A 25,558-nucleotide genomic window follows, 5' to 3' on the forward strand; every position below is an offset into this window, starting at 1 on the left:
CCATCCGCACCGGCACCGCCGACAGCAGCGTGGACAACACGACCCACATGACCACCACCCCTTGCGTCGCTCCCCTACACCCGCTCGTGCCCCCACACGCCGCACGGCGGATGCCCGAACAACGCACGGCCATCACGCAGAGTTCCAGATGAACACGGAGAGTCCTCATCGGCGGTCGAGCCCTAGGCACAACAGCCCAAGGCGCCGGGGGAACCCGGCGCGGAGGACACACCACCGCTCCGTCAGATCGGTCAGACGGCCACGGTCACCCAGCCCGGCAGCGCCTCCACCTGTTCCGCCCAGCCGGCCGGAGGCGCCCCGGACTTCCCGGCGGCCAGCACTCCGCCCACGATGGCGCAGGTGGTGTCGACGTCCCCGCCGACCTGTGCGGTCGTCCAGAACGCCGTCTCGTAATCGCCGAGGGCGCGAGCGGCCGACCAGAGCGCGAAGGGAACCGTGTCATGGGCCGACGTACGCCGTCCGCAGCCCAGCACGGCCGCGACGGTGGCCGCGTCGCCGTAGTCGAGCATGTCCCGGGCGCGCCGCAGGCCGGCGCCGACGGCGCTCTTCGGCACCAGGGCGACGACGCCGTCCAGAAGCGCCGCGGCGCCGGGCGGACCGGCAGGAGCGCCGACCAGCGCCGCGGCCGCGGCAACGGCCATGGCCCCGACCACGGCTTCTCGGTGCTGATGCGTGGGATAGGCGGAAATCTCCGCCTGGTGGGTGGCCTGCTCGGGGTCGTCCGCGTACCAGGCGCCCAGGGGAGCGATCCGCATCGCGGCACCGTTGCCCCAGGACCCCTGCCCCTTGAACAGGGCTGCCGACAGTTCGCGCCAGTCGGCGCCTTCACGGACCAGTCTCAGCAGCCGGTTGACCGCGGGGCCGTAGCCACGGTCGAAGTCGTGGTGCTCCGCGAAGGAGTGGGCCAGGGCGTCCTGGTCGATGCGGTGGTGGGCGGCGAGGACGGCCACGACGGAACAGGCCATCTCCGTGTCGTCGGTCCACTGCCAGGGGCCTGGTGGGAGCTCGCGGCGCTTCAGCAGCGGGTAGTTCGCCGGAACGAAGAACTGGGACCCCAGCGCGTCACCCACCGCGAGTCCGCGCAGACTGGCGAGGGCGCGCTCCAGGCGCCCGTCGGGAGAGGAGTCAGCGGTCATCGCTCTGCCACTCTATCCGTGATCCCGTAGGGTTCCGGGTCTCGCCAGCGGTCGAAGGGCCGGTCAAGCGTGTACTTGCCGTCGTCCCCGAGAACGAGCATGCGCATCTCGGCGTTCCCCGGATTCGACAATGACTCGAATTCGGCGACCGTCCAGTGGAACCAGCGCATGCAGAACAGCCGCATGGCGAGGCCATGGGTCACGATGAGCACGTTCGGCGGGTGGTCGGGGGCCTCGAAGCTGCGGAACAGGCTCTCCAGGAAGCCACCGACCCGGTCGTAGACGTCGGCTCCGCTCTCGCCCTGCGCGAAACGGTAGAAGAAGTGGCCGTAGGCGTCCCGGTAGGCCTTCTGCAGCCGTACGTCGTCACGGTCCTGCCAGTTCCCCCAGTCCTGTTCGCGCAGCCGGGGTTCCTCGCGCACCCGGATGAGGTCGGCGTCGAGATGGAAGGCCCGGAGGGTCTCGTGGGTGCGCCGGTACGGGGAGACGTACACGCTGACGTGCTCGCTGCCGAAGACCTCCCGCAGCCTCTTGCCGGTCTCCTCGGCCTGCCGCCGGCCTCGTTCCGTGAGGGCCAACGCATGATCGGGTTCACGCTCATAGACGGTGTCATCAACATTGCCCGTTGACTCCCCGTGTCGGACAAGGACGATGCGCCGTGGTCGTGCCATGCCAAAACCCTAGATCGGAAGACGGCAGATCGAATACTCGTACGGCCTCCATACGGCGTAGGTCACACGAATCCCGCACCACGCGACACACAACCGCACACCGTCAACAGGCACAGACCGCGAGTCCGGACTCATACCGTCCAGGTCGACTCGAGTTCGATGATGTCACCAGTGAGTGCGGAGATGTCCGCCTCCGTCTGGGCGCGCAGCGCGAGCCGCTCCACGCGTTCGGTGCGGTACTTTCCGTGCTCGGCCTCGGAACGCCACATGGACAGGACCAGGAACTCGTGGCCGGGCGCCTCGGCGAACAGGCCCCGGATCATGCCGGGCGAGCCGGCCATGGCGGGGTTCCACACCTTCTCCTGCATGAGGGTGAAGTGCTCGGCGCGCTCCTCGTGGACCCGGCACAGGGCCACCCGCAGCAGGTCGGCGTCCGTGAAGCGGGGCTCGAAGCCGGTCTTCACGTCGAAGCGATAGTCGAACAGCCGTACCTGGGCGTCCTTGAACGTGCCCGACTGGGCCGTCGCCAGCCGGTCGTGGGAGCGCGCCATGAAGGAGTCGTAGAAGGCACGGCTTTCCCAGAAGGCGAAGACATGCGCGACCGAGGGCCGTCCCCTGCTCCAGCCCCCGCCCTGTCCCCGAAATCCCGGCTCCCCCAGAAGCCCCGCCCACTTTCGCTGTCCCCGTTCGAAACCGCGGCGGTCCACCACGGTGCAGCGAATCCACTTGACCAGCACCGCGCCATGGTAAGGCCCCCGGGCGTGGCGTCGGTCACTCTCTGGCGCAGAGCAGCCATGCCGAGGGCCACGCGCGCGTGGCAGGATGGACAACCGGCCCTGATGATCGGGCAGTTCGGGGTGAGGACAGATGGTGAACGGGGAGGGACGTCCGTGAGCGGCATCAACAAGGGGATCCGCAAGATCGAGATGGCGCTGAAGTGGGACCCGAGTCCGCCGGGGCAACCGCCCACCGATCTGGACATAGTCGCCGCGACGTACCTCGCGGGCGATCCGGGCGGGGCGCCCGCCTACGTGGTGCACTTCGACAGCCGTTCGCCCGACGGCACGATCTATCTCAACCGGGACAGCAAGGACGGCAAGGGCTTCGGCTGGGACGAGGTCATGACGCTGGAACTCGACCGGCTGGACGCGCGGTACACGCGCGTGGTGGTCGGAGTCGTCATCCAGCAGCAGCCGGGGCACCGGACCTTCGTCAGCGTCCTCAACCCCGCCTTCCGCCTCCGGGAGGGCTACGCCGTCCTGGACGAGGACGACTTCGGCAGTGTGCTCGGGGCGACCGCAGCGACCGTCGCGGAGTTCGTGCGCGAGCCGTCCGACGGCTGGACGTTCCACTCGGGAATCCAGGGCTTCGAGGACGACCCGGTGACGTTCACCAGGGTCATGGGCCAAATACGCCGGTCCTGAACTCCTGAGGGGACGAACACCGAGGGCGGTGGAGCCGGAGACCGGCGCCACCGCCCTCGTCAGATCACAGGGACCTGGTCGGCACGGCTGGGATCAGCTGCAGCCGCTGGTCGAGCCGCAGCCCTCGCAGATGTAGCAGGAACCGGCCCGCTGCATCTTCGTACCGCAGGAGAAGCACAGCGGGGCGTCGGCCTGGATGCCCAGCTGCATCTCCACCAGCTCGGCGCTGGTGTGGGCCTGCTTCGGGGCGGGCTTGGCCACCTCGGCGGCGGCCTTGGGAGTGGCGACGGCCTTCAGGTCCGTCTGCCGCGGGGCCGACTGGGCCAGGCCCTCGACGTCGACCTCTTCCTCGGCGGGCTCGTACGAGCCCGTCTCCAGGTGACGCTGACGCTCCTCGGCCGAGTGGATGCCGAGCGCGGAGCGCGTCTCGAACGGCAGGAAGTCCAGCGCCAGGCGGCGGAAGATGTAGTCGACGATCGACTGCGCCATCCGCACGTCCGGGTCGTCCGTCATGCCGGCCGGCTCGAAGCGCATGTTGGTGAACTTCGAGACGTACGTCTCCAGCGGCACGCCGTACTGGAGGCCGACGGAGACCGCGATGGAGAACGCGTCCATCATGCCCGCGAGGGTCGAACCCTGCTTCGACATCTTCAGGAAGACCTCGCCGAGACCGTCGTCCGGGTAGGAGTTGGCGGTCATGTAGCCCTCGGCGCCACCGACCGTGAAGGAGGTCGTGATGCCGGGACGGCCCTTGGGAAGGCGCTTGCGGACCGGGCGGTACTCGACGACCTTCTCGACCGCCGTACGGATCGTGTCCTCGGCCTTCTCCGTGATCTCGGCCTTCTCCTTCTCCTTGGTCTTCGCGGAGAGGGGCTGGCCGACCTTGCAGTTGTCGCGGTAGATCGCGAGCGCCTTGACGCCCAGCTTCCAGGCCTCGAAGTAGATCTCCTCGACCTCCTCGACGGTCGCCGTCTCCGGCATGTTGACCGTCTTGGAGATGGCGCCGGAGATCCACGGCTGGATCGCGGCCATCATGCGGACGTGGCCCATCGGGGAGATGGCGCGCTCGCCCATGGCGCAGTCGAACACCTCGTAGTGCTCCTGCTTGAGGCCGGGGGCGTCGATCACATTGCCGTTCTCGGCGATGTGGGCGACGATCGCCTCGATCTGCTCCTCCTGGTAGCCCAGGCGGCGCAGGGCCTGCGGGACGGTGCCGTTGACGATCTGCATCGAGCCGCCGCCGACCAGCTTCTTGAACTTGACCAGGGCGAGGTCGGGCTCGACACCGGTGGTGTCGCAGGACATCGCGAGGCCGATGGTGCCGGTGGGGGCGAGCACGGACGCCTGGGAGTTACGGAAACCGTTCTTCTCGCCGAGACGCAGCACGTCCTGCCAGGCCTCCGTGGCGGCGGCCCAGACCGGGGTGTCGAGGTCGTCCATGCGGACGGCCGTGCCGTTGGCGTCGGCGTGCTGCTTCATGACGCGGTTGTGGGCGTCGGCGTTGCGGGCGTAGCCGTCGTACGGGCCGACGACCGAGGCCAGTTCGGCGGAGCGGCGGTAGGCCGTGCCGGTCATCAGGGAGGTGATGGCGCCGGCCAGGGCGCGCCCGCCCTCGGAGTCGTACGCGTGGCCGGTGGCCATCAGCAGGGCGCCGAGGTTGGCGTAGCCGATGCCGAGCTGGCGGAACGCGCGCGTGTTCTCACCGATCCTCTGGGTCGGGAAGTCGGCGAAGCAGATGGAGATGTCCATCGCGGTGATGACGAGCTCGACGACCTTCTGGAAGCGCTCGGCCTCGAAGGACTGCTTGCCCTTGCCGTCGTCCTGGAGGAACTTCATCAGGTTCAGCGAGGCGAGGTTGCAGGACGTGTTGTCCAGGTGCATGTACTCGCTGCACGGGTTCGACGCGGTGATCCGGCCGGACTCGGGGCAGGTGTGCCAGTTGTTGATGACACCGTCGTACTGGATGCCCGGGTCGGCACAGGCCCACGCGGCCTCGGCGAGCTTACGGAACAGGGCCTTGGCGTCGACCTTCTCGATGATCTCGCCGGTCATCCGGGCGCGGAGGCCGAACTCGGTGCCGTTCTCGACGGCCGTCATGAACTCGTCGTTCACACGGACGCTGTTGTTGGCGTTCTGGTACTGGACGGACGTGATGTCGTCGCCGCCCAGGTCCATGTCGAAGCCCGCGTCGCGCAGCGCGCGGATCTTCTCCTCTTCCTTCACCTTGGTGGCGATGAAGTCCTCGACATCCGGGTGGTCCACGTCGAGGACGACCATCTTGGCGGCGCGGCGGGTCGCGCCGCCGGACTTGATGGTGCCGGCGGAGGCGTCGGCGCCGCGCATGAAGGAGACCGGACCGGAGGCGTTGCCGCCGGAGGACAGCAGCTCCTTGGAGGAGCGGATGCGGGAGAGGTTCAGGCCGGCACCGGAGCCGCCCTTGAAGATCATGCCCTCTTCCTTGTACCAGTCGAGGATCGACTCCATGGAGTCGTCGACGGACAGGATGAAGCAGGCGGAGACCTGCTGGGGCTGCGGGGTACCGACGTTGAACCAGACGGGGCTGTTGAAGCTGAAGATCTGGTGGAGGAGGGCGTACGCCAGTTCGTGCTCGAAGATCTCGGCGTCGGCGGGCGAGGCGAAGTACTTGTAGTCCTCACCGGCCTTCGTGTACGTCTTCACGATGCGGTCGATCAGCTGCTTGAGGCTGACCTCCCGCTGCGGGGTGCCGACGGCACCGCGGAAGTACTTGCTGGTGACGATGTTGACCGCGTTCACCGACCAGAAGTCGGGGAACTCGACGCCACGCTGCTCGAAGTTGACCGAGCCGTCGCGCCAGTTGGTCATGACGACGTCACGACGCTCCCAGACCACCTCGTCGTACGGGTGCACGCCGGGGGTGGTGTGGATGCGCTCGATACGCAGGCCCTTGGTGGTCTTGGTGCCCTTCGCTCGGGAACCTCGTGCCGGACCGCTCGCCGTCTCTGTCATGCCGCCTCCCTGTACAGGCAAAAACGCCCTGAAATGCCACGATGTTCCCGTGGCACGGTGTTTGTCTGGTGCTGGGGGCACGCATGCGCCTGGCCCTCAGCAAGTCTTGGTTCCGCCGCCGCCCGGCCGGATCCATGGCCCGAAGCCCGGTTCCGGCCCGCCGGGTCAGTCGGCGGCGTGGGCGGGCTCGGGGACCCGCATGGTCCCTCCGCGCCCGCCATCGTCTTCCCGGCCCCCCGCGACAGCACCGGGGTCGTCCTCGCGGTCTTCGTCGTCCGCGGCGGGGCGTCCCGTCTGGTCCCTGAGTTCTGCGATCGCGGCCTCGAAGTCCTCGAGCGAGTCGAATGCCCGGTAGACGGAGGCGAATCGCAGATAGGCGACGAGGTCGAGTTCCTGCAACGGGCCGAGTATGGCCAGCCCCACGTCGTGGGTGGTCAACTCGGCGCTCCCGGTGGCCCGCACCGCCTCCTCGACCCGCTGGCCGAGCTGGGCGAGAGCGTCCTCGGTGACAGGCCGTCCCTGGCATGCCTTGCGCACGCCGTTGATGACCTTGGTGCGACTGAACGGTTCGGTGACTCCGGACCGCTTCACCACCATGAGCGAGCACGTCTCCACGGTCGTGAAACGACGGGAGCAGTCAGGACACTGGCGGCGCCTGCGGATCGACGTGCCGTCGTCCGTCGTACGGCTGTCGACGACACGGCTGTCGGGGTGCCTGCAGAAGGGGCAGTGCATGAACTCCCAACCCTCCTCACAGCAGACTCAATAGCCTCGCCGGGCCTCATGGGCCCCTCGAAGCAGCCCCAAGCATAGGCGATCCATGAGCATCCGAAGACACGGGGGACCACAACTTCTGGGCCGCTGATGACATCCAAGCACTAGATATGGGGCTTGGCTCATACACCCAGGCCATATCGCGTGTCGCGCTACGACACCTCACACCATGCGATCCCACCGTCACGGCGAGCACTCGAAACCCGCCCCTACGCGCGCGTGCGCAACCGTGTCCGCGCGGCACATACGGCGATATCGTGGTCGGCGCAGGGAGGACCGGTGGGACTCTCGCACAGAGCGGGCCCGGCACCCCGGTCGACCGGGAACCGGATGGCAGACTGGGGCCACACCCCACAAGGGCCGCGACCCCGGCGGTGAAGAGTACAACAATGGGCTCTTTCGTCCGCCAGGCACCGACGTTGGCTATACACCCAGACACATGATCAAGTCAGGCTATCCACGCTTTTTCACTCGAACGTGTGTTTGGCGCAACCTTTCGAAAGCAACTACCGTTGTCCAGCAGGGAGACAATCGAGAGGGGCCGACGACGTGACCACCACCGCAGACAGTGCCACCATCACCGCCCAGGACCGCTCCCAGGGCCGACTCGAGCCGGTGCATGCGATGAACGAAGCCGTGAATCCCGAGGGGCACAAGCGCTCCCTGCCGGGCCGACCTCCAGGCATCCGGGCGGACAGCTCGGGACTCACCGACCGGCAGCGACGGGTGATCGAGGTGATCCGGGACTCCGTTCAGCGGCGCGGCTACCCGCCGTCCATGCGGGAGATCGGCCAGGCCGTGGGCCTTTCCAGCACGTCCTCGGTGGCGCACCAGCTGATGGCACTGGAGCGCAAGGGCTTCCTGCGCCGCGACCCGCACCGCCCGCGCGCGTACGAGGTCCGCGGCTCCGACCAGGCCGTCTCCGTGCAGCCCACGGACACCGCCGGCAAGCCCGCCGCGTCGTACGTCCCGCTCGTGGGCCGTATCGCCGCCGGTGGCCCGATCCTCGCCGAGGAGTCCGTCGAGGACGTCTTCCCGCTCCCGAGGCAGCTCGTGGGTGACGGTGAGCTGTTCGTACTGAAGGTCGTCGGTGACTCGATGATCGAGGCCGCGATCTGCGACGGCGACTGGGTCACCGTCCGGCGGCAGCCCGTCGCCGAGAACGGCGACATCGTGGCCGCCATGCTCGACGGCGAGGCCACCGTGAAGCGCTTCAAGCGCGAGGACGGCCATGTGTGGCTCCTCCCGCACAACGCGGCGTACGAGCCTATCCCCGGCGACGACGCCACCATCCTCGGCAAGGTGGTGGCGGTACTGCGCCGCGTCTGAGCACGGCGGGCGGCCTCACCTCCTCCGCCCCCCTGACTGGGCCCCGGGATCCCTGCGCCGATTCCGGGGCCCTGTGCTGTGCCCGACGCTCCTCATCGGCGAAGCGTCGAGGCAGCCGATAGCCCCTTCAACCACAGGGTGGCCCCACGAGGGCCACCCGCACTCACTACGCCTCGGCCTGGCGGGCCGCCGCATCGATCGCCGCGAGCGACTTCCGGACCTGGTTGCGGTCCGTGGTGTACCAGAAGTCCGGCAGGGACGCCTTGAGATAACTCCCGTAGCGGGCCGTCGCCAGCCGCTGGTCCAGTACGGCGACCACGCCCCGGTCCCCCGACGCGCGGACGAGACGGCCCGCGCCCTGCGCCATGAGCAGCGCGGCGTGCGTGGCGGCGACGGCCATGAAGCCGTTGCCCCCGGCGTCCTCCACCGCCTTCTGGCGGGCGCTCATCAACGGGTCGTCCGGGCGCGGGAACGGGATCTTGTCCATGACCACGAGCTGACAGCTGGGGCCGGGCACATCCACGCCCTGCCAGAGCGACAGCGTCCCGAAGAGACATGTCTTCGGATCCGCCGCGAAGTTCTTGATCAGCTCGCCCAGGGTCTCCTCGCCCTGGAGGAGGATCGGGAACTCCGGGATCCGGCTGCGCAGTTCCTCGGCGGCGAGTTGGGCACCTCGCATGGAGGAGAAGAGGCCGAGGGTGCGGCCACCGGCCGCCTGGATCAGTTCGGTCAGCTCGTCCAGCATGTCCGCACGGTCACCGTCGCGCGCGGGACGCGACAGGTGCTTGGCGACGTACAGGATGCCCTGCTTGGGGTAGTCGAAGGGCGAGCCGACGTCGATCCCCTTCCACGGGGGGAGGTCGTCGCCCTCGGTACCCTCCGGGGCCAGACCCAGCGAGGCGCCCACGCCGTTGAAGTCCCCGCCGAGCTTCAGCGTCGCCGAGGCCAGGGTCACCGAGCGGTCCGCGAAGAGCTTCTCGCGCAGCAGGCCCGACACGGACATGGGGGCGACACGCAGGGAGGCACCGAAGCGGTCGTGGCGTTCGTACCAGACGACGTCGTACTCGGAACCGTTGACGATCCGTTCCGCCACGTCGTGCACGGACTCCACCGAGGCGAGGGCCTGCTTGCGGACCGCGTCCTCGTCCTGGACGGACTTGTCGCGGGTGGCACCGATCGCCGAGATGACGGTGCGGGCGGCGTCGCGCAGGGCCATGAGGGCGTAGCCGAGGTCCTCCGGGATCTCCTCCAGGCGGCCCGGCAGCGCCAGCTCCATCAGCCGCTCGAAGCCCTCGGCGGCGGTCTGGAGCTGGTCGGCGGCCTTCTCGTTGACCAGCTTGGCCGCGCGCCGCACCGCTCGGTTGACCTGGCCCGGAGTGAGCTCGCCGGTGGCGACGCCGGTGACCCTCGACACCAGTTCGTGCGCCTCGTCGACGATCAGCACCTCGTGCTGCGGGAGTACGGGGGCGCCCTCGATAGCGTCGATGGCCAGGAGGGCGTGGTTGGTGACGACGACGTCCGACAGCTTGGCGCGCTCACGGGCCATCTCCGCGAAGCACTCCGCGCCGTAGGCGCACTTCGTCGCGCCCAGGCACTCCCGCGAGGACACCGACACCTGGGCCCAGGCCCGGTCGGAGACGCCGGGTGTGAGGTCGTCCCGGTCGCCGTTCTCCGTCTCGTCGGCCCAGTCGCGCAGCCGAAGCAGGTCCTGGCCCAGCTTGCTGGTGGGCGCGGCCGCCTCGAACGGGTCGAAGAGTCCCTCCTCCTCGTCCTGCGGGACTCCCTCGTGCAGTCGGTGCAGGCACAGATAGTTCGAGCGGCCCTTGAGCATCGCGAACTCCGGGCGCCGGCGCAGCAGCGGATGCAGCGCATCGACCGTGCGCGGCAGGTCCCGCTCCACCAGCTGGCGCTGCAGGGCGAGGGTGGCCGTCGCGACGACGACACGCTCCCCGTGCGCGAGCGCGGGCACCAGGTACCCCAGTGACTTACCGGTGCCGGTGCCGGCCTGGACCAGGAGATGGGAGCCGTCGTCGATCGCCTCCGCGACGGCTTCGGCCATGGTCACCTGGCCGGGGCGCTCCGTACCGCCGACAGCGGCGACGGCGGCGTGGAGGAGTGCGGGGAGTGAGGGCTTCGTCATAGCGCGACCACCCTACGGCTCGGCACTGACAAACGGGTGATCGACCAAGTGGCCGGTGAGGACAGCGGTGAGGGAATCAAGGTGCGGGGCTTCTCGGATTCGGGGCCGGTGGAGGGCCTGGCGGGGACGACGGCGGGGGCCGGCGGGAGTAAAGGGAGTGGGGTGGGCGGGTGCGGGAGCCGCGGTGGATGCGGCAGGCGGTGGATGCCGCCGATAGAAATTCTCCTGGATTCGCGGGACGGGCGGGAACCGGTTCGGAGTCCCGGGCGTTCCCATTGTGACGGCGCGACTGCAGAGCGTCACAGGAGATGGCGAAGGTTCCTGTCTCTGACCATGAGACCGGCCCGCTTGGTGGGCAGGTCGACCTCGGCACAGAAACGGAAACCGGCGCTGAGGAAGGCCGCGATGGAGGGGGTGTTACGAAGATCGGGTTCAGCGAGGACCCGCGAGCATGCGGGTCTCCTGTCGAGGACGAGGTCGGCGACGGCCCTCAGCAGTAGGCCACCGAGCCCTCGCCCGCGGGCGGCGGCACCTCCGATGAGGAGATGGATGCCGGTGTCGTGAGGTCGGGCCGGGTAGTGGCGGGCCAAGGGGTCGAGATCCGCCCGGTAGATCTCCCAGTAGCTCATCGGCGTGCCCTCCAGCACGCCGAGACACGGAACGCTGTGCACTTCGCCGGCGAGTTGGCGGCGCAGATGCCGTTCGGTCAGGTTCCGGGGACCCGCCAGTTCCCAGAACGCGGCGACGGCAGGCTCGTTCATCCACCGGCCGATGCGGGGCAGGTCCCTCTCGACCTGGACGGGGACGAGACGGAACACGCCCGCGGGTGTGGCCGTGGCCATGGGCTCCCAGTCGCCGAAGCGGTCGAGGAGTGGGCCCGGCAGGGCCCTCCCCCTGCGGCGAGCGACAGCGGGGGTGGTGTCGACGGTGTCGCGGATGTCGATGGGGGGCACGGCGAGGCTCCTCTCAGCAGGCGGGTCGGGGCATGTTCCTCAGGGACGCAGGAAGTCGAGGTCGGATGTGCGGACGGTTCAGGAATGCAGGGGGTTGGCGATGGTGACGTACACGGACTGGGTGTCCACCGGGCCGACGAGTTCGTCCAGGCCGTGCAGCCGGGTCAGCAGATTGGCCTTGCAGCGCAGCACGGGTGAGTCGAGGAGACGGGCGGGCAGCGAGCTGCGCGACCGGTCGGGGCCACAGGCCGCGGCGGTGAGAAAGCCACGGAAGGCGGCGAGCAGAAGGCGTTCGTCGGCGAGACGCTGTGCGCCGAAGGCGCCAATGAGTCCGAGGACGTTGTTGATACCCAGGTAGTAGGCGAAGCGCTCGTCGGTGACCTCGTCCGGGACGAAGGTGTCGCTGTGCTCGCCGATGCCGGGCAGCCGGGCCTCGAGTTCCGCGCGGCGGGAGTCGCGGAAGTAGTAGCCCTGGTTGTCGCGGTAGCGGCCGCCCGTGGGCCAGCCGTAGGAGTCCAGCAGGAGGAGCGTGTTCTGCTGGTGTGCCTCCAGAGCGATCCCGGCTTCCCCGTCGAGCCACAGCACCGGGCGCACGACCTGTTCCAGGTAGCGCAGAAACCACTCGGCGGCGACCGCCTCGAGCGGACGCCCTGTCCGTCCGGCGAGCCGGGTGAGGACCTCGGCCAAGCGGGAGCTGTGGAAAGCGACCGCGTCCGGGGCGGGTGAGGCGGTCCCGGCGGCCTGGGTGTCAGGGGCATTGGTCGCTCGGGGAGCTCGGGCGTACGGGCGGGGCGAGACGAGGCCCGCGATGCACGACACGTCGTCCGTGGGGGTGAACGGGTTGTGCCGGATCACGACGTCGAGTCCCGGCACCGGCCGGCCGTCCGTCCCGTCGACGGCGAGCCAGGCCGGGTCCCGGACGATGTCGAAGCCCGGGTGGGCTGCATGCCACTGCTTGGACAGGTCGGTCCGCAGCAGACGGTGCACCTCGACACCACGATGGAGTTCCTTGCGCAGGTTCTCACGACGGGAGTTGGTGATGCACAGGCCGAGCGACAGTTTGAGCATCGCCGGGGCGCCCGAACGGTGGACGGTGCGTACGGAGGAGGTGGGGTGCCACGGGGAGCCGTGCGTACCGAGGTCCCGGAGCAGCCCGGCGTCGAACAGGGCGGCGGTGTCGGGGCGGTGCCGGACCTCGCGCAGCTGCCAGGGGTGCAGCGGCAGGAGGGCGTGGTCGTCGGGCAACGGTAGGCCGGGGCCGGCGAGTCGGGCCGTCAGCCGGTCGGCGGTGACCGTACGGCCGCTCTCCGTCCAGGCGGAGTCGGCGGCGAGCAGGGAAGGAGCGACAGCCAGCCAGTGCAGGGGGAAGGAGCCGCGCAGCTCGGGTGAGTACAGCTGAGCTTCCGTGTCCGAGAGGCCTTCCCGGCTCTTCGGGGTCGGGTGCAGGGGGTGCCCGAGGATCAGCGCCTGTTCGGCGGAGAGGAACAGGTCGGGTCCGTCGGACGGGTGTTCCCGGCGCTCGCTGATGAAGTCGGCGGTACGTCGGACGGAGTCGGCGACGCGGGCCACGAGGTCGACGCCTTCGGCAGCGGGGTGGGGCAATGCGGGCACCCGGGCCGGGCCGTGCGTCCCGGGTGCGTCGGACGGGCGGTGCGTCCTCGGTGTGTCGGCCGGGCCGGTCGTCGCGGGCGTCTCGCGGGCCAGGAGGGCGGCGACCGTGACGGCGTCTGCGGGCGGGGACTGGTCGGGGGCGGCGGCCAGGCGTGGGAGGCCGAAGCGGTGCAGGCCGGTCGGGGACCAGTAGAGGACGGGGGTCAGGAGGGCGGTGCCGCTGGCGGGCAGTGGCACACGGAGGGTGCCGTCCGTGGGGGCGGGCAGGCCCGCCTCGCGCACCCAGCAGCGCAGCAGGCTCTCCACGGCGGCTGCCTGGGCCGCGATGTGCGGGTCGGGGTGGTCCAGGAGATCGGCCGGGAGACGGGCCGACGGCTCGGCGCGGGTGGAGGCGCGCTGTTGGGAGGGGACGGAGACGGTCGGTGAGCAGGTGGTTGACGCGACGGAAGAGGTGGACGCGTGTGTGGTGGAGGCGGCGAAGGAGGCATCCGAGGAACCAGTGGGCTGCGGGGAGTTGTTCAAGGTCGGTCTTCCTGGGGTGGGGCCGGAGCGATCGGCAACACGACGGGCTGCCGGTGCGGCAGTGGGGGCGCGAGAGTGTGAGAGGGGCGATCGGTGCGGGCGACGTACGCGGGAGGACGGTGGGCGGGCGGCTCGGCCGGCTGCTCGCGTCATTCCGTCCGTCCGGCGCGGTCGCGTCGCTGCCGGGCCTGCCCGGGTGGCTGGTTCGGGTGCTCTCCGTCTCCGTGGCCCGTGCGGTGGGCGTGGCCACGGGCCACCGCCTCGATCGCGTCGGCCAGCCGGTCGAGCACCGCGGCCGCCTGTTCGTCGGTGATCGTCAGAGGCGGAAGCAGGCGTACGACGCTTGCATGGCGGCCTCCGAGCTCGACGATCAGCCCCCGGCGCAGGCACTCCCGCCGTACGGCGACGGCCAGTTCGGGGGCGGCGGGACGGGGGCCGCCAACCCTGAGCCCGGCGCCCGGCGCATCGAAGCCGTCGCTTCCCGTACCCAGCCGCCCCTCGCACTCCCCCTCGGGGTCGACCAGTTCGACCCCGATCATCAGGCCGCGCCCCCGCACATCCCCCATGCACGGGAAGTGCTCGGCGAGGCGGCGGAGTTGGTTCAGCATGTGGGTGCCCAGGGTGGCCGCTCGCTCGGCGAGGCCGTTCTCGCGGACGTGGGCGAGGGTGGCCGTGCCGGCGGCCATGGCGAGCTGGTTGCCGCGGAACGTGCCGGCGTGGGCGCCGGGTTCCCAGACGTCGAGGTCGTCGCGGTAGACGACGACCGCCAGGGGCAGGCTGCCGCCGATGGCCTTGGACAGGACCATCACATCGGGGGTGACCCCGCTGTGTTCCACCGCCCAGAAGGCACCGGTGCGGCCGACGCCCGTCTGGACCTCGTCGGCGATGAGGGGGATGGACCGGTCGGCGGTGATCTGCCGCATGCGGCGCATCCAGGTGTCCGGAGCGGGGATCACGCCGCCCTCGCCCTGGACGGGTTCCAGGATCATGCCAGCGGGGCACCGGACGCCGGACTTGGGGTCGTCGAGGACGGACTCGGTCCAGCGGGCGGCGAGTTCGGCGCCGTGTGCGCCGCCGATGCCGAACGGACAGCGGTAGTCCTGCGGATAGGGCAGGCGCGCCACCCGGACGTCGAAGGCGCCGCCGGAGGCTTCGAGGGAACCGGTGGTCATGCCGTGGTAGGCGCCGGTGAAGGCCAGGACGCCGGTGCGGCCGGTGGCGGCGCGGACCAGCTTGAGCGCGGCCTCGACCGCGTCCGTGCCGGCGGGCCCGCAGAACTGCACGCGCGCACGGCCGGCGAGCCCGGGCGGCAGGGTGCGGAAGAGTTCGGTGATGAAGGCGTCCTTGACCGGGGTGGCGAGATCGAGGACGTGCAGGGGCGCACCCGAGTCGAGGACCTTGCGGATGGCCTCCAGCACGACGGGATGGTTGTGGCCGAGCGCGAGGGTGCCGGCGCCGGAGAGACAGTCGAGATAGCGGCGGCCGTCGGCGCCCTCGATGGTGAGTCCCCGCGCCCGCACGGGCACGATGGGCAGGGCGCGCGCGTAGGTGCGTGCCGAGGACTCGCGCGCCGACTGGCGCCGCAGGATCCCCTCGTGCGCGAGCCGCGCGCCCGCCTGCCTCCCGACGGTGGCGGTCCCTTCGGCGACCGTCCCGATCGTGGCGCCCCCGGCGGGAGATGGGCCGCTGGGGGAAGTGCCGGGGAGAGATGTTCCGGTGGAACGCCCCGAGGGGGCCTCCTCGGGCACTGGCTCGGTCACGGCCACGGCTCCCTGTCCTCCCGCAGTTCAGGGGGCCGAGCGCGGGCATCGGACCCCCCACCGCTACCAACCGCGAACGGCTCTCCTGCGTTACGGGTTGCCTCAAGATCCTTGGCGAGACGGAACCGTTGCCCTCCCGTCGGGAGTCCCCCACAGCGAACGCATATCGTGTGGGGGCATTGCACAGGGCCGTGAGAGCCGCTTGAACTCGGCGTGGGATCACGATGAGTTCCGCTCCTCGGGCACGGCCGGAGCTTCAAGTTCGTTGACAGCAGGGGGACTCAGACCATGCGATCGATACGGCCGTCGTTCACCGCTCGCCGGGGGAGGAACGCGCGCCGCAGAACCTCCCCCGTGCTCGGCGCCGTCGCCCTCGCCTCGGTGCTCGCGCTCACCGCGACCGCCTGCGACTCGGGCGACACCAACGCAGGCGGCGGGGCGAGCGCGTCGGCCACGGCCGGCGACGACGGCAAGATCACGATCCCGGACGACATCAAGGACCGGCTCAAGGAGCACGGGATCGATCTCGACAAGTGGAAGAACGGCGCCTGGAAGAACTGGGACAAGGACGACTGGCTGCGCGAGGCGCAGGACTACGTCAACCCGATCATCAAGGGGCTGTGGGACCCGGACCGGATGCGGGAGGCCGAGGATCCGGACCGGGCTGTCGACGACAACGACCTCTCGGGCGACCAGGGCGTGACCGACCCGACGCCGGAGCCGGTGGACGCGAAGGCCGTGCCGACGACGTACCACGCCAACGCGCCCGAGGCGGGCAAGGTGTTCTTCGACGCCCCCGACGGCACGATGGTCTGCTCGGCGACGGTCGTGGAGGACCCCGCCCACCCCGGCAAGTCCAACCTGGTGTGGACGGCGGGCCACTGTGTGCACGCGGGCAAGAGCGGGGGCTGGTACCGCAACATCGCGTTCGTGCCGTCGTACAACGACAAGGGTCTGTCGGCCGAGAAGCTGCAGACGGCCACCCGGGAGGAGGCCGCTCCGTACGGCGTCTGGTGGGGCGACTGGGTGAAGACGTCCGACCAGTGGATCGCGCAGGGCGGGGAGACCGGCGGTGACGGTGCGCCGTACGACTTCGCCGTCATCCATGTGACGCCGGAGGCGGGCGGTTCCGGCAAGTCGCTGGAGGAGACGGTCGGCGGGGCGCTGCCGGTGGACTTCAACGCTCCGGCGGTGCCGAAGGTGAACAGCATCACCGCGACGGGCTACCCGGCCGCGGCGCCGTTCGACGGGCAGAAGCTCTACCAGTGCCAGGACAAGCCGGGGCGGCTGTCGTTCAGCGAGTCTGACCCGACGATGTACCGCATCGGCTGCACGATGACCGGTGGTTCGTCCGGCGGCGGCTGGGTGGCGACGGGGTCGGACGGCAAGCCGGCGCTGGTCTCCAACACCTCGATCGGCCCGGTGAGTGCGGGCTGGCTCGCGGGGCCGCGGCTGGGTGAGGTGGCCAAGGGCGTGTACGACTCGGTGAGCGACAAGTTCGCCGGTCAGTAGCCGGAGCGGCGGTGGGGTGCCGGCCTCCGGTGAGCCGCACACGCTGAAGGCCCGCTCCCCGGCAGAACCGGGGAGCGGGCCTTTCCGCTGTTCCGAGGGCCGATCAGGCCACCGGCGCCGGGACGTACGGCGCGAGGTCCGCCGCCAGTTCCTCGTGCACCCGCACCTTGAGGAGGGTGCCCTCCGCCGTGTGCTCCGCGGAGATCACCTCGCCCTCGGTGTGGGCGCGGGCGACCAGCTTGCCGTGGGTGTACGGCACGAGCGCCTCGATCTCGACCGAGGGTCGCGGCAGCTCGTTGTCGATGAGCGCGAGCAACTCCTCGATGCCCTGACCGGTGCGGGCCGAGACGGCGATGGAGCGCTTCTCGATCCGCATGAGCCGCTGGAGGGTCAGCGGGTCGGCCGCGTCCGCCTTGTTGATCACGACGATCTCGGGCACCTGGGTGGCGCCGACATCCCGGACCACCTCGCGTACGGCGGCCAGCTGCTCCTCCGGGTTGGGGTGCGAGCCGTCCACCACGTGCAGGATCAGGTCGGACTCGCCGACCTCCTCCATGGTGGAGCGGAACGCCTCGACCAGGTGGTGCGGCAGATGCCGGACGAAGCCGACGGTGTCCGCCAGCGTGTACAGGCGGCCGCTCGGGGTCTCGGCCCGGCGCACGGTCGGGTCGAGGGTCGCGAACAGGGCGTTCTCGACCAGGACGCCCGCGCCGGTGAGGCGGTTGAGCAGCGAGGACTTGCCGGCGTTGGTGTAGCCCGCGATGGCGACGGACGGCACCTTGTGGCGCTTGCGCTCCTGGCGCTTGATCTCGCGGCCGGTCTTCATGTCCGCGATCTCCCGGCGCATCTTCGCCATCTTCTCGCGGATCCGTCGCCGGTCCGTCTCGATCTTGGTCTCACCGGGACCACGGGTGGCGAGGCCGCCGCCCTTGCCGCCGCCCATCTGACGGGACAGCGACTGACCCCAGCCTCGGAGCCTCGGCAGCATGTACTGCATCTGCGCGAGCGCGACCTGCGCCTTGCCCTCTCGGGACTTGGCGTGCTGGGCGAAGATGTCGAGGATCAGGGCCGTACGGTCGATGACCTTGACCTTGACGACGTCCTCGAGGTGGATGAGCTGGCCCGGGCTGAGCTCACCGTCGCAGATGACGGTGTCCGCGCCCGTCTCGAGGACGATGTCCCGCAGTTCGCCGGCCTTGCCGGAGCCGATGTAGGTGGCCGCGTCGGGCTTGTCGCGGCGCTGGATCACGCCGTCGAGCACGAGCGCGCCCGCGGTCTCCGCGAGGGCGGCGAGCTCCGCGAGGGAGTTGTCCGCGTCCTGCACGGTCCCCGTGGTCCAGACGCCGACGAGGACGACCCGCTCCAGGCGGAGCTGGCGGTACTCGACCTCGGTGACGTCCTCGAGCTCGGTGGAGAGGCCCGCGACGCGGCGCAGGGCCGCGCGCTCGGTGCGGTCGAACTGGTCGCCGTCCCGCTCTCCGTCGATCTCGTGGCTCCAGGCGACGTCCTCTTCCATCAGGGCATCGGCCCGAAGACCTTCGGGGTAGGCGTGCGCGAAGCGCTTGGTGTCCTGGGAAGGGGAAGAAGAGGAGGTCATTGGGTCCTTACGTCGTTGGGGATGCCGATTCGGCGGTCTTCATGAATCCGCAGGGGACTCCATGATGGACAACGCACGGGCACTCCGGGAGATTCCCGCCTCCCGTGCCGCGCCGACCTCACGATGGTCGCACGGTACGGCCCGTCTCGTCACGGCCTTATTTCGGGGTCCGTGGGGCCTGTGAGGCCTTGGGCTTCTTCTCGTTCTGTGCCGTCGGCCTCCAGTCCGGGTGCCCGGGCATCGGCGGGGTCTTCTCCCCGTACAGCCAGTCCTGGAAGAACGTGCCGAGGTCGCGTCCGGAGACCTGCTCGGCGAGGCGCCGGAAGTCGGCCGTGGTGGCGGTGGCGTCCCGGTGGTCGCGCACCCAGTCCCGCTCCACCTGCTCGAACGCCTTCTCGCCGATCTCCTGGCGCAGGGCGTACAGGACCAGGGCGGCACCGTCGTAGACGTTCGGACGGAAGATGCCGATCTTCTGACCCGGCTCGGGCGCCTTGGGGAGCGCAGGGGGGCCGCCCGCGGCGCGCCAGCCGTCGGAGGCGCCGTACGCCGCCTTCATGCGCTCCTCCAGGGTGCGGCCACCCTTCTCCTCGGCGTACAGGGACTCGTACCAGGTGGCGTGCCCCTCGTTGAGCCACAGGTCGGACCACGTGTGCGGGCTGACGCTGTCCCCGAACCACTGGTGGGACAGCTCGTGCACCATGATCGACTCGATGTACCACCGGGGGTAGCCCGGCTCGGTGAAGAGATCCTTCTCGAAGAGGGAGAGGGTCTGCGTCTCGAGTTCGAAGCCGGTGGAGGCGTCGGCCATGAGCACGCCGTACGTCTCGAAGGGGTAGGGGCCGACCTTGCTCTCCATCCAGGCGATCTGGTCGGGGGTCTTCTTCAGCCACGGTTCGAGGACCTCACGGTCCTTGGTGGGCACGACGTCCCGGACGGGCAGGCCGTGCGGTCCGTCGCGGTGCAGGACGGTGGAGCGGCCGATGGTCACCTGGGCGAGCTCAGTGGCCATGGGGTGTGCGGTGCGGTACGTCCACGTGGTCGTCCGGCCGGCCCGGTGGGCGCCGGTGGGCAACCCGTTGGCGACGGCCGTGTACTCGTCGGGGGCGGTGACGCGGATGGTGAACATCGCCTTGTCGGAGGGGTGGTCGTTGCACGGGAACACCAGGTGGGCGACATCGGCCTGGTTGGCCATGGCGAGGCCGTCGGCGGTGCGCACCCAGCCGCCGTCGCGGTCGCCGCTGCTCACCGGATCGCTGGTGTGGCGCACGGTGAGGCGCGTCCGGCTGCCCGGCGTCAGCGGCTTCTCGGGGGTGACCACCAGGTCGTCGCCGGCGCTCTCGAACGTGGCGGGCCTGCCGTCGACCTCGACCGAGTCGACCTTGCCGTGCGCGAAGTCGAGGTTGATCTTCTCCAGCGTGCTGGTGGTCCAGGCGTCGATGGTGGTGACCGCCTGGAGCGGCTTGCTGTTGGAGCCGGAGTACGTGAAGGAGAGGTCGTACGCCGCCACGTCGTAGCCGGGGTTCCCCAGGTACGGGAAGAGGCGGTCGCCGACGCCCAGCGGCGCGGCCGGGGCGCTCGCGGCGACGAGACAGACGGAGACGGCCGAGGCGAGCAGCGCGGACTTCAGCCGGCGGGAGGAGGCGGTACGGGGGCGGTGGGCCCGGGAGCGGGGGGTGAGCAGCATGCCCCACCGCTACCAGCGCGCACCTGCCGCACGACGGCGACGCGCGCCCGACCCACCCGAACGGGTTGCGCACGCGCGGGCGTGACGGCCGGCGTGCTCCGTCACGGCACACGCGTGTGCGGGATGGCCCACCCGTGCCGGGTGGCTCAGGAGGCCGACGCGTGGTGCTGGGCGCGGCTGACGTCGTACACGCCGGGTACGTTCCGCATGGCGCGCATCAGGGTGGGGAGGTGGGCCGCGTCGGGGAGCTGGAGGGTGTACGTGTGACGTACGCGCTGCTGGCTCGGGGGTTCGACGGTCGCGGCGACGATCTCGGCGCCCTCCAGGGCCATGGCCTCCGTGAGGTCGGCGAGCAGATGGGGACGGCCGAAGGATTCCGCGACCAGGGTGACCCGGCATCCGGCGCTGTCGCCCCAGTGCACGTCGACGGCCGCGCGCCCCGCGTCCGCCATGCGCGCCACCGCGGCGCACTCCACGCGGTGCACGGTCACCACTCCCCCACGCACGGCGAAGCCGGTGACCTCGTCGGCCGGTACGGGGGTGCAGCACCCGGCGAGCCGGACGGTGGCGTCGGGCCGGCCGTCGACGGTGATCGCGGCGCCGGGCCGGGGGGCCGGGGTGTCGGCTGCGGAGTCCGCGGCCGGGGCGTCGGGCAAGGGCCTCGCGGTGGACTCGGCACTTCTCTCGGCCCCGGCCGGAGCCAGGGTGTCGGCCACCGGCCTCGCGGCGGACGCGACCTCCTCGGGCTCGGCCGGCGCCGGGTGCGTGGCCAGCCATCGCTGGATGGCGATCCGCGCGGCGGGGGTGTGGGCGTGCTCCAGCCACTCCCTCGACGGCTCGGAGGCGGGGTCCTGGCCCATGAGGAGCTGGACGGTGTCGCCGTCCCGCAGAACGGTGCTCAGGGTCGCGAGCCGGCCGTTGACGCGGGCTCCGATGCAGGCGTGCGCGTCCTCGCCGTACTGCGCGTAGGCGGCGTCCACGCAGGTGGCTCCCTCCGGCAGGCCGAGGGTGCCGCCGTCGGGACGGAAGACGGTGATCTCGCGGTCCTGGGCGAGGTCCTCGCGCAGGGTGGACCAGAAGGTGTCCGGGTCGGGCGCGGCCTCCTGCCAGTCGAGGAGGCGGGAGAGCCAGCCGGGCCTGGTGGGGTCGACGCGCTCCCCGTCGGCCGTACCGCTCGAACCGGCCGTACCGCTCGAACCGGCCGTACCGCCGCCACCGGCCGTACCGCCGCCACCGGCCGTACCGCTCACGCCGGCTGAGGATCCGTCACCGCTTTGCTCCTCCGCGGGAGCGGCGTAGGGGTTGCCGAGCGCGACGACGCCGGCCTCGGCGACCTTGTGCATCTGATGGGTGCGGATGAGGACTTCGGCGACCTGGCCGTCCTCGCGGGCGACGGCGGTGTGCAGCGACTGGTACAGGTTGAACTTGGGGACGGCGATGAAGTCCTTGAACTCCGAGACGACCGGCGTCATGCAGGTGTGCAGTTCACCGAGGACGGCGTAACAGTCCGCGTCCTCGTTGACGAGCACCAGCAGGCGGCCGAAGTCGCAGCCGCGCAGTCGGCCGCGCTTGCGCGAGACCCGGTGGACGGAGACGAAGTGCCGGGGCCGGATGAGGACTTCGGCCTGGATCGCGGCGTCGCGCAGGACCGCACGCATCGCGTCGGCGAACTCCGCGAGGGGGTCGTCCGCGCGGGAGGCGTTGTCGACGATCAGCTCCCGCGTGCGCTCGTACTCCTCGGGATGCAGGATCGCGAAGACGAGGTCTTCCAGCTCGGTCTTGAGGGCCTGGACGCCGAGCCGTTCGGCGAGCGGGATCAGGACGTCGCGGGTGACCTTGGCGATGCGCTCCTGTTTCTCGGGGCGCATCACACCGAGGGTGCGCATGTTGTGCAGCCGGTCGGCGAGTTTGATCGACATCACGCGGACGTCGCTGCCGGTGGCGACGAGCATCTTGCGGAAGGTCTCGGACTCGGCGGCCGCGCCGTAGTCGACCTTCTCCAGCTTCGTGACGCCGTCGACGAGATAGCGCACCTCCTCGCCGAACTGCTCGCGCACCTGATCGAGGGTCACATCGGTGTCCTCGACGGTGTCGTGCAGTAGAGAGGCCGTCAAGGTCGTGGTCTCGGCGCCGAGTTCGGCGAGGATCAGGGTGACGGCGAGGGGGTGCGTGATGTACGGCTCGCCGCTCTTGCGCATCTGACCGCGGTGCGAGGACTCGGCGAGTACGTAGGCGCGACGCAGGGGTTCGAGGTCGGCGTCGGGGTGGTGGGCGCGGTGGGCCTCGACGACATGGCCGATCGCGTCGGGCAGCCGACCGCGGGCGGCGGAGCCGAGCAGCGCGGCCCGGCCCAGGCGACGCAGGTCGATCCGGGGAAGGCTGCGCCTGCGGGGCGTGGCCGACGCCGGGCCTGGGGTCGCAGGGTTCGTGGCCTCCGCACTCATGGGCACCTCCGGCTGCGTGGACCGGCGGACGGGGTGTCCCAGGGCGGACACGGCTCAGGGGACAGGCAACGGTCCCCCGTCCGGGCCGGTGCTTGATGCTACCGAGCCCATCACGTGCGACTGACCGCCTCTCGGCGAGCGTGAAACGGATCACCCATTCGAGCGACGATTTGGGTGTTTACGGTTTTGCGCCACCCGAGTTGGAGCGGATCGTCGTTTCGAACCCCTGACCGGGCCCCTGAGGTGCCATCACGCACCTCAGGGCCGTTCCCGGCTCCGATCCGTAGCCGCGACAGCGGTCAACGGGCGGCGGTTTCCAGCCACTCGGGGTCGATCTCGCCTGTGGCGACGATCACTGCGGGTCCGGTCATCTCGATCTCGCCGTCGGGCTGTTCGGTGATCACCAGGCGTCCGCCGGGGACGTCCACGGTGTACGTGACCGGTGTCCCGGTGACGGCCGGGTCGGCGCCGTCCCTGCGGGCGGCGGCCACGGCGACGGCGCACGCGCCCGTGCCGCACGAGCGGGTCTCGCCGGAGCCTCGCTCGTGCACGCGCAAAGCGACGTGCCCGGGGCCGCGGTCGACGACGAACTCGACGTTGACCCCCTCCGGGTAGGCGGAGGCCGGGCTGAAGGGCGGCGGGCTGTACAGGTCGCCCGCGTGCGCGAGGTCGTCGACGAAGGCGACGGCGTGCGGGTTGCCCATGTTCACGTTCCGCGCGGGCCAGCTGCGGTCGCCCACGCTCACCGTCACCTCCCCCTCGGGGAGACGCGCCCTGCCCATGCCGACGGTGATGTCCCCGTCCTTGGCGATGTGCGCGGTCTTGACGCCCCCGCGTGTGGCGATGGCGAGGTCACCCTCGGTGACGAGGCCCGCGCGCTGGAGGTAGCGCGCGAAGACCCTTACTCCGTTGCCGCACATCTCCGCGACGGAGCCGTCGCCGTTGCGGTAGTCCATGAACCACTCCGCCTCGGCCGCCATGTCCCTCGCCTCGGGGTGCGCGGCGGACCGCACGACGTGCAGCAGCCCGTCGCCGCCGATGCCCGCGCGCCGGTCGCACAGGGCGGCCACGGCGGACGGGGGGAGGTCGATGACGTTCTCCGGGTCCGGGACGATCACGAAGTCGTTCTCGGTGCCGTGACCCTTGAGGAAGGCGATCCGCGTGCTCATTCCTCGATCGTACGGGGTGGCCACGACACACCCCGCACGCGCGTACATGCGGCTCAGCCCATCCCCGGGCAAGCGCGCGTACGTGCGCCTCAGCCCATCCCCGGGCAAGCGCGCGTACGTGCGGCTCAGCGCAGGCGGGCCACGCGCCAGACGGCGAGGACGGCCACCACGGCGACCAGGACGACGTACGCCAGGACGACCCGCCAGTCGGGGCGGCGGCCGGAGCCGCGCGCGGGGAGTCCAGGCCACGTGTAACCAACGCGGCGCGCGGCCATCATGCCCCAGCCGGCCGCACAGGAGCAGATCAGCAGCCCCAGCATGGCGATCACGGCCCCGCTGTCGCCGAAGTCGAAGGCGAGGGGGAACGCGAACATCAGAGAGCCGGTCGCGGACAGGGCGACGATGGGCGCGAGCTGCCAGATCCGCAGCCGTCGCTGCGGGCGCAGCTCGACCTCGACCTCGGGCCCGCTCGCGAACATCTCCTCGGGCTCGGGACCGTCGTCGGTCACGCCACCGTCCTGGGTGTCGTCCGCGACGTCGTCCACCACGTCCGGGAGCGCACGCCCGTCCACGGGACGCCCCTCCTCGGGCTCCGGTTCCCCGCGCTCGGGGCTGAGGTCCTCGGTGCCTTGTGCGGTGTCACGAGGGCCGGCCTCCATCGCCACGCGCCCTCCCAACTCGGACTCCACTTGGTCGATCGAAGCTCGATGATGGCACGGCACCGGAGGCACGGAAGACGGCCTGGGCGTCCCGATGCCATGACGTGATCAGGCTGTAACCGGTCGTTCCACCAACGCCAGCGCGAGCTCCGGAAGTTCTGTGAGATCCGCCGCAGCCCCACTCAACCAGTGCACCCGCGGATCGCGCCTGAACCACGAATCCTGACGGCGCGCGAAGCGCTTGGTGGCACGGACGGTCTCGGCACGCGCCTCGGCTTCGGTGCACTCACCGGCCAGGGCGGCGAGGATCTGCTGGTAGCCGAGCGCGCGCGACGCCGTACGCCCCTCGCGCAGGCCTTGCGCCTCCAGCGCGCGGACCTCGTCGACGAGCCCCGCGTCCCACATGCGGTCGACGCGGCGGGCGATGCGCTCGTCGAGTTCGGGGCGGGCCACGTCCACACCGATCTGGACCGTGTCGTAGACCGAGTCGTGGCCGGGCAGGTTCGCGGTGAAGGGCCGCCCGGTGATCTCGATGACCTCCAGGGCGCGGACGATACGGCGGCCGTTGCTGGGCAGGATCGCCTGGGCGGCCTCGGGGTCGGCGGCGGCCAGGCGGGCGTGCAGCGCGCCGGAGCCGCGCAGTGTGAGTTCCTCCTCGAGCCGGGCTCGGACCTCGGGGTCGGTGCCGGGGAACTCGAGGTTGTCGACGGCGCCACGGACGTACAGCCCCGAACCACCGACGAGAATCGGCCAGCGGCCCTCGGCGAGCAGTGCGTCGATCCGGGCCCTGGCCAGCTTCTGGTACTCGGCGACGGAGGCGGTGACGGTGACGTCCCAGATGTCCAGGAGGTGGTGCGGGACGTCCGCGCGCTCCTCCGGCGTCAGTTTGGCGGTGCCGATGTCCATCCCTCGGTAGAGCTGCATGGAGTCGGCGTTGACGACCTCGCCGCCGAGCCGCTGGGCCAGGAAGACGCCCAGATCGGACTTTCCGGCCGCGGTCGGTCCGACGACGGCGATGACGCGGGGGGTGGGGGCTGCGCTGCTCACCGCACCAGTCTCCCAAACCTCGGGGCCCGCCCTCGAACGAGTTACGTGACGGCCCCGGTCCGACGTCGTTGCCCGTTGCGACATTCCCGTCACCCGCTCGCGGGGGCGGTGATCCCC

At 70.6% G+C, this 25,558-nt stretch carries 18 protein-coding genes; 3 read left to right on the forward strand and 15 right to left on the reverse strand.

The genetic code is table 11. From position 1 onward, the window contains the following. Nucleotides 1–251: 251 nt before the first annotated feature. From ACIRF9_RS12755 to ACIRF9_RS12765, 3 genes are all read right to left on the reverse strand, one after another. Complete coding sequence (locus ACIRF9_RS12755; protein WP_403819754.1) at nucleotides 252–1,157, reverse strand: ADP-ribosylglycohydrolase family protein; 906 nt, start codon at nucleotides 1,155–1,157, stop codon at nucleotides 252–254. Further along, entirely contained in the window at nucleotides 1,154–1,828 is a 675-nt protein-coding gene (locus ACIRF9_RS12760; RefSeq protein WP_403819756.1) for a histidine phosphatase family protein, read from the reverse strand. The genes ACIRF9_RS12755 and ACIRF9_RS12760 overlap by 4 nt, the downstream gene beginning before the upstream one ends. Nucleotides 1,829–1,959: 131 nt before the next feature. Next, nucleotides 1,960–2,565, reverse strand: coding sequence for a YdbC family protein (locus tag ACIRF9_RS12765; RefSeq protein WP_403819758.1), 606 nt, complete (start codon nucleotides 2,563–2,565; stop codon nucleotides 1,960–1,962). A 153-nt stretch (nucleotides 2,566–2,718) separates the two neighbouring features. On the opposite strand from ACIRF9_RS12765, the gene ACIRF9_RS12770 reads away from it, so the two are divergent. Next, a complete protein-coding gene (locus tag ACIRF9_RS12770) occupies nucleotides 2,719–3,252 on the forward strand; it encodes a TerD family protein (protein ID WP_403819760.1) in 534 nt (177 codons plus the stop codon). Between the two features lie 93 nt (nucleotides 3,253–3,345). On the opposite strand, the gene ACIRF9_RS12775 is transcribed toward ACIRF9_RS12770, so the two are convergent. Both ACIRF9_RS12775 and nrdR read right to left on the reverse strand, forming a co-directional pair. Continuing rightward, nucleotides 3,346–6,240 carry a vitamin B12-dependent ribonucleotide reductase gene (locus ACIRF9_RS12775; RefSeq protein ID WP_403819762.1) on the reverse strand — a complete coding sequence of 965 codons (2,895 nt, stop codon included), beginning with the start codon at nucleotides 6,238–6,240 and terminating at the stop codon, nucleotides 3,346–3,348. 165 nt (nucleotides 6,241–6,405) lie between these two features. After that, nucleotides 6,406–6,975 (reverse strand): transcriptional regulator NrdR, encoded by a 570-nt coding sequence (nrdR, locus tag ACIRF9_RS12780; protein WP_403819764.1) that lies wholly within the window; start codon nucleotides 6,973–6,975, stop codon nucleotides 6,406–6,408. A 588-nt stretch (nucleotides 6,976–7,563) separates the two neighbouring features. Here nrdR and lexA point away from each other — a divergent pair. Further along, nucleotides 7,564–8,343, forward strand: a complete 780-nt coding sequence (gene lexA / locus ACIRF9_RS12785; RefSeq protein WP_055635752.1) for a transcriptional repressor LexA — start codon at nucleotides 7,564–7,566, stop codon at nucleotides 8,341–8,343. A gap of 166 nt (nucleotides 8,344–8,509) precedes the next feature. Here the strand turns inward: lexA and ACIRF9_RS12790 are convergent, their stop codons facing one another. The 4 genes from ACIRF9_RS12790 to ACIRF9_RS12805 all read right to left on the reverse strand — a co-directional run bounded on the left by ACIRF9_RS12790 (nucleotide 8,510) and on the right by ACIRF9_RS12805 (nucleotide 15,335). Further along, on the reverse strand, nucleotides 8,510–10,483 hold the full coding sequence (locus ACIRF9_RS12790) for an ATP-dependent DNA helicase (RefSeq protein WP_403819766.1): 1,974 nt from the start codon (nucleotides 10,481–10,483) through the stop codon (nucleotides 8,510–8,512). A 299-nt stretch (nucleotides 10,484–10,782) separates the two neighbouring features. Beyond that, nucleotides 10,783–11,436, reverse strand: a complete 654-nt coding sequence (locus ACIRF9_RS12795; protein ID WP_403819768.1) for a GNAT family N-acetyltransferase — start codon at nucleotides 11,434–11,436, stop codon at nucleotides 10,783–10,785. 78 nt (nucleotides 11,437–11,514) lie between these two features. Next, nucleotides 11,515–13,569, reverse strand: a complete 2,055-nt coding sequence (locus ACIRF9_RS12800; RefSeq protein WP_403819770.1) for an IucA/IucC family protein — start codon at nucleotides 13,567–13,569, stop codon at nucleotides 11,515–11,517. Nucleotides 13,570–13,718: 149 nt separating this feature from the next. Then, nucleotides 13,719–15,335 (reverse strand): diaminobutyrate--2-oxoglutarate transaminase family protein, encoded by a 1,617-nt coding sequence (locus tag ACIRF9_RS12805; RefSeq protein WP_403819772.1) that lies wholly within the window; start codon nucleotides 15,333–15,335, stop codon nucleotides 13,719–13,721. Nucleotides 15,336–15,617: 282 nt separating this feature from the next. Here ACIRF9_RS12805 and ACIRF9_RS12810 point away from each other — a divergent pair, with 282 nt between their 5' ends. Continuing rightward, the gene (locus ACIRF9_RS12810) at nucleotides 15,618–16,841 is read left to right on the forward strand and encodes a trypsin-like serine peptidase (RefSeq protein WP_403819773.1); all 1,224 of its coding nucleotides are present in this window, start codon (nucleotides 15,618–15,620) and stop codon (nucleotides 16,839–16,841) included. A 103-nt stretch (nucleotides 16,842–16,944) separates the two neighbouring features. Here the strand turns inward: ACIRF9_RS12810 and hflX are convergent, their stop codons facing one another. The 6 genes from hflX to miaA form a co-directional block, all read right to left on the reverse strand. Continuing rightward, entirely contained in the window at nucleotides 16,945–18,438 is a 1,494-nt protein-coding gene (gene hflX / locus ACIRF9_RS12815) for a GTPase HflX (protein ID WP_403819774.1), read from the reverse strand. Between the two features lie 157 nt (nucleotides 18,439–18,595). Beyond that, nucleotides 18,596–20,122: a M1 family metallopeptidase gene (locus tag ACIRF9_RS12820; protein WP_403819776.1), complete on the reverse strand. Its 1,527-nt coding sequence runs from the start codon at nucleotides 20,120–20,122 to the stop codon at nucleotides 18,596–18,598. A 146-nt stretch (nucleotides 20,123–20,268) separates the two neighbouring features. Then, entirely contained in the window at nucleotides 20,269–22,566 is a 2,298-nt protein-coding gene (locus ACIRF9_RS12825; protein WP_403819778.1) for a RelA/SpoT family protein, read from the reverse strand. Between the two features lie 299 nt (nucleotides 22,567–22,865). Continuing rightward, nucleotides 22,866–23,735 carry a diaminopimelate epimerase gene (dapF, locus tag ACIRF9_RS12830; RefSeq protein WP_403819780.1) on the reverse strand — a complete coding sequence of 290 codons (870 nt, stop codon included), beginning with the start codon at nucleotides 23,733–23,735 and terminating at the stop codon, nucleotides 22,866–22,868. 125 nt (nucleotides 23,736–23,860) lie between these two features. After that, on the reverse strand, nucleotides 23,861–24,394 hold the full coding sequence (locus ACIRF9_RS12835) for a hypothetical protein (protein ID WP_403819928.1): 534 nt from the start codon (nucleotides 24,392–24,394) through the stop codon (nucleotides 23,861–23,863). A 108-nt stretch (nucleotides 24,395–24,502) separates the two neighbouring features. Then, nucleotides 24,503–25,441, reverse strand: a complete 939-nt coding sequence (gene miaA, locus ACIRF9_RS12840; protein WP_403819782.1) for a tRNA (adenosine(37)-N6)-dimethylallyltransferase MiaA — start codon at nucleotides 25,439–25,441, stop codon at nucleotides 24,503–24,505. Between the last annotated feature and the right edge of the window lie 117 nt (nucleotides 25,442–25,558).

The sequence above is a fragment of the Streptomyces sp. NPDC096132 genome (assembly GCF_044763345.1).
Classification (GTDB): domain Bacteria; phylum Actinomycetota; class Actinomycetes; order Streptomycetales; family Streptomycetaceae; genus Streptomyces.

Bases quoted from the DNA above. Each gene is read 5' to 3' on its own strand.
- ACIRF9_RS12810 (WP_403819773.1), top strand. From the start codon at position 15,618: ATGCGATCGATACGGCCGTCGTTCACCGCTCGCCGGGGGAGGAACGCG.
- ACIRF9_RS12775 (WP_403819762.1), bottom strand. From the start codon at position 6,240: ATGACAGAGACGGCGAGCGGTCCGGCACGAGGTTCCCGAGCGAAGGGC.
- ACIRF9_RS12755 (WP_403819754.1), bottom strand. From the start codon at position 1,157: ATGACCGCTGACTCCTCTCCCGACGGGCGCCTGGAGCGCGCCCTCGCC.
- ACIRF9_RS12835 (WP_403819928.1), bottom strand. From the start codon at position 24,394: ATGGAGGCCGGCCCTCGTGACACCGCACAAGGCACCGAGGACCTCAGC.
- dapF (WP_403819780.1), bottom strand. From the start codon at position 23,735: ATGAGCACGCGGATCGCCTTCCTCAAGGGTCACGGCACCGAGAACGAC.
- ACIRF9_RS12760 (WP_403819756.1), bottom strand. From the start codon at position 1,828: ATGGCACGACCACGGCGCATCGTCCTTGTCCGACACGGGGAGTCAACG.
- ACIRF9_RS12820 (WP_403819776.1), bottom strand. From the start codon at position 20,122: ATGCTGCTCACCCCCCGCTCCCGGGCCCACCGCCCCCGTACCGCCTCC.
- nrdR (WP_403819764.1), bottom strand. From the start codon at position 6,975: ATGCACTGCCCCTTCTGCAGGCACCCCGACAGCCGTGTCGTCGACAGC.
- hflX (WP_403819774.1), bottom strand. From the start codon at position 18,438: ATGACCTCCTCTTCTTCCCCTTCCCAGGACACCAAGCGCTTCGCGCAC.
- ACIRF9_RS12790 (WP_403819766.1), bottom strand. From the start codon at position 10,483: ATGACGAAGCCCTCACTCCCCGCACTCCTCCACGCCGCCGTCGCCGCT.
- ACIRF9_RS12825 (WP_403819778.1), bottom strand. From the start codon at position 22,566: ATGAGTGCGGAGGCCACGAACCCTGCGACCCCAGGCCCGGCGTCGGCC.